At 61.7% G+C, this 2938-nt stretch carries 2 protein-coding genes; both read right to left on the bottom strand.

Annotation, left to right across the window (positions count from 1 at the left end):
• Positions 1-12: 12 nt before the first annotated feature.
• Positions 13-630 carry an NADH-quinone oxidoreductase subunit H gene (locus ACIOWE_RS29985; protein WP_401398568.1) on the bottom strand — a complete coding sequence of 206 codons (618 nt, stop codon included), beginning with the start codon at positions 628-630 and terminating at the stop codon, positions 13-15.
• The coding region (locus ACIOWE_RS29980; RefSeq protein ID WP_401398566.1) for a molybdopterin-dependent oxidoreductase at positions 627-2938 on the bottom strand (2312 nt) is incomplete at its 5' end. The genes ACIOWE_RS29985 and ACIOWE_RS29980, both read right to left, overlap by 4 nt.

Genomic DNA, 2938 nt, shown 5'->3' with positions numbered 1-2938 from the left:
TCCCAGTACCCTTCACCATGTCGCAACTACCCTTGAACATGGGTCACATCCACCCTGCCCCGCTACTGCAGGCGTGTTCCACAACACGACCGCAGCGGTCACCAGCAAATTGATCAGGGTCAGTGGCAGGCAGAATTTCCAGCTGAAATCCATCACCTGGTCATAACGCGGACGCGGAATGGAAGCACGCAACGCGCCGAGCAGGGCGAACTTGTTGTTACTCGACCAGCCGGCAAACAGCACCGCGTAGACCGACAGACCGGCCATGGCGAAGAAGAACAGCAGGCCGATGTTCAGATCCGCGACACCCCAGGTCGGGGTGATCGGGATGATCGCAAACGCGATCAGCAGGGCGGACATGGCCACCACCGGTGCCAAAGTGAAGATCACTTTGTCGGCAAACGGCGGGGTCCAGTCTTCCTTGAAGAACATCTTCAGCATGTCGGCGGCGATCTGGAACATACCGAACGGGCCAACGCGGTTCGGACCGTAACGGTCCTGCCACCAGCCCAGCAGGCGACGTTCGACAAAGCTGAGCAACGCGCCCGCGACCACAACGGCCAGCAGAATCACGATGGCTTTGATGACCGTCAGGATCACATCGATCACTTCAGGGGTGAACCAGGTCATTGCGCTGCCTCCTGCAGACCGTCGACGGATACGCCGGCGAATGCCGGTGGAATGCCGGCGATGCCCGCAGGCAATGCCACCAGACCTGCGCCCAGTTCTTCATTGATGCGCAGCGGCAGACGCAGGGTCTGACCGGCGACGTTCAAGCTCAGCAGGGCACCGTCGTTGACGCCCAGGCGATCCGCTTCGGACTTGGCCAGCGACACGTAAGCAGCCGGAATGCGTTCCTGAACCGGAGCGGCTTTCGACGAGTTTTCGTCGCTGCCGAACAGGTGATAGAACGGCACGGCTTGCCAGGTGCCCGGCGCCGGGTTGAACGCACGCGGAGCGGCAGCGAACCAGTTCAGCGAGTCGCCAGTGCTTTCGATCAGGCGGGTGCCCGGATCGCCAGCACGCAGGTGACCACCGACTTCGTCCTGGAACTTGTTCCACGCTTGTGGCGAGTTCCAGCCCGGCGACCAGGCAAAAGGCACTTGCTGACGCGGTTCGGCAGAGCCCGAATAACCTTCCATGGAGAAGGCGAACGCGGTGTCTTTGTCTTGCGGAGTACGCGGTTCGTGAACGCTGATGTCGGCGCGCATCGCAGTGCGACCGGAATAACGCAGCGGCTCACGCGCCAGTTTCAGACCCTTGATGCGGAACGCAGCGGACGGTGCAGCGTCGACGATACGCGCCAGTTGCTCGGTGCTCGAAGCAACGGCAGCGGTGACGTGGTCGAGTTGCGTCCAGTCGATCGGCTGGTTCAGCAGGGTAGCGCGCAGGGCATGCAGCCAGCGCCAGCCTTCGTGAACCAGAATGCTCGCGTCGAGGTATTGCGGATCGAAAACCTGGAAGAAGCGCTGGGCGCGACCTTCCTGGCTGACCAGAGTACCGTCGCCTTCGGCGAAGCTTGCCGCTGGCAGAACCAGGTGGGCGCGGTCGCTGGTAGCGGTCTTCTGATGGTCGGCAACGATCACTACTTTCGCAGCGTTCAGTGCCGCATCGACCTTGGCTTTCGAGGTGCGGGTGTACAGATCGTTTTCCAGCACGACAATGGCGTCGGCCTTGCCGTCGATAACTGCTTGCAGCGCAGCGTCGACCGATTCGCCACCGAGCATGGCCAGACCGAGGCTGTTGGCTTCCGGCACGATCAGGCTGATCGAACCGTTCTTCTCGCGCAGCTTAAGGGCTTTGGCGATGTTCGCCGCCGCTTCGATCAAGGCTTTGGAGCCCAGCGAAGTACCGGCGATGATCAGCGGACGTTTAGCGGCGAGCAAGGCGTCAGCAATGCGCTTGGCCAATTCCAGCGCTTCAGCGTCCAGACCTTCAACGGCCGGGGCGCTGGCATCCAGAGCATGAGCAACAGCGAAACCGATGCGCGCCAGATCATCCGGAGCTGCGTGTACGCATTCTTCAGCGACGTCGTCGAGCTTGGTTTCCGCCAGGCTGGCGATGAACAGCGGGTTCAGCGCGTGCTGACCGATGTTCTTCACCGCCGCGTCGAGCCAAGGCTGAACGCGCATGGCTTCGGCCATGTCTTCAGCTTTGCCCTTGACCGACTGACGCAGGGCCAGGGCCATACGGGCGGCGGTCTGGGTCAGGTCTTCACCGAGGACGAAAATCGCGTCGTGGTCTTCGATGTCGCGCATGTTCGGCACAGGCAGCGGGCTGTCTTTCAGCACTTGCAGGACCAGACGGATGCGCTCCAGTTCGGAGGCTTCGATACCCGAGTAGAAGTGCTCGGCGCCAACCAGTTCACGCAACGCGTAGTTGCTTTCAAGGCTGGCACGCGGCGAACCGATACCGACGATGTTGCGACCGCGCAGCAGATCGGCGGCTTTATCCAGTGCCGCGTCGAGGCCCAACTTGGTGCCGTCGGCCAGCAGCGGCTGACGTGGACGGTCGGTGCGGTTGACGTAGCCATAACCGAAACGGCCACGGTCGCACAGGAAGTACTGGTTCACCGAACCGTTGAAGCGGTTTTCGATGCGACGCAGTTCACCGTAACGCTCGCCCGGGGAGATGTTGCAACCGCTCGAGCAGCCATGGCAGATGCTCGGTGAGAACTGCATGTCCCACTTGCGGTTGTAGCGCTCGGAGTGAGTCTTGTCGGTGAACACACCGGTCGGGCAGACCTCGGTGAGGTTGCCGGAGAACTCGCTTTCGAGGGTGCCGTCTTCAACGCGACCGAAGTACACGTTGTCATGGGCGCCGAACACACCGAGGTCGGTGCCGCCAGCGTAATCCTTGTAGAAACGCACGCAGCGGTAGCAAGCGATGCAGCGGTTCAATTCGTGGGAAATGAACGCGCCCAGAAGCTGGTTCTGGA

This window comes from Pseudomonas sp. NPDC087598 (assembly GCF_044743525.1).
GTDB lineage: Bacteria > Pseudomonadota > Gammaproteobacteria > Pseudomonadales > Pseudomonadaceae > Aquipseudomonas.
Note: the sequence above shows the minus strand (reverse complement) of the source record. Positions and strands in the feature narration are given on the sequence as shown.

What these genes read in the sequence shown, in the direction of transcription:
- ACIOWE_RS29985 (WP_401398568.1), bottom strand. Translation starts at nt 630, where the DNA reads ATGACCTGGTTCACCCCTGAAGTGATCGATGTGATCCTGACGGTCATC.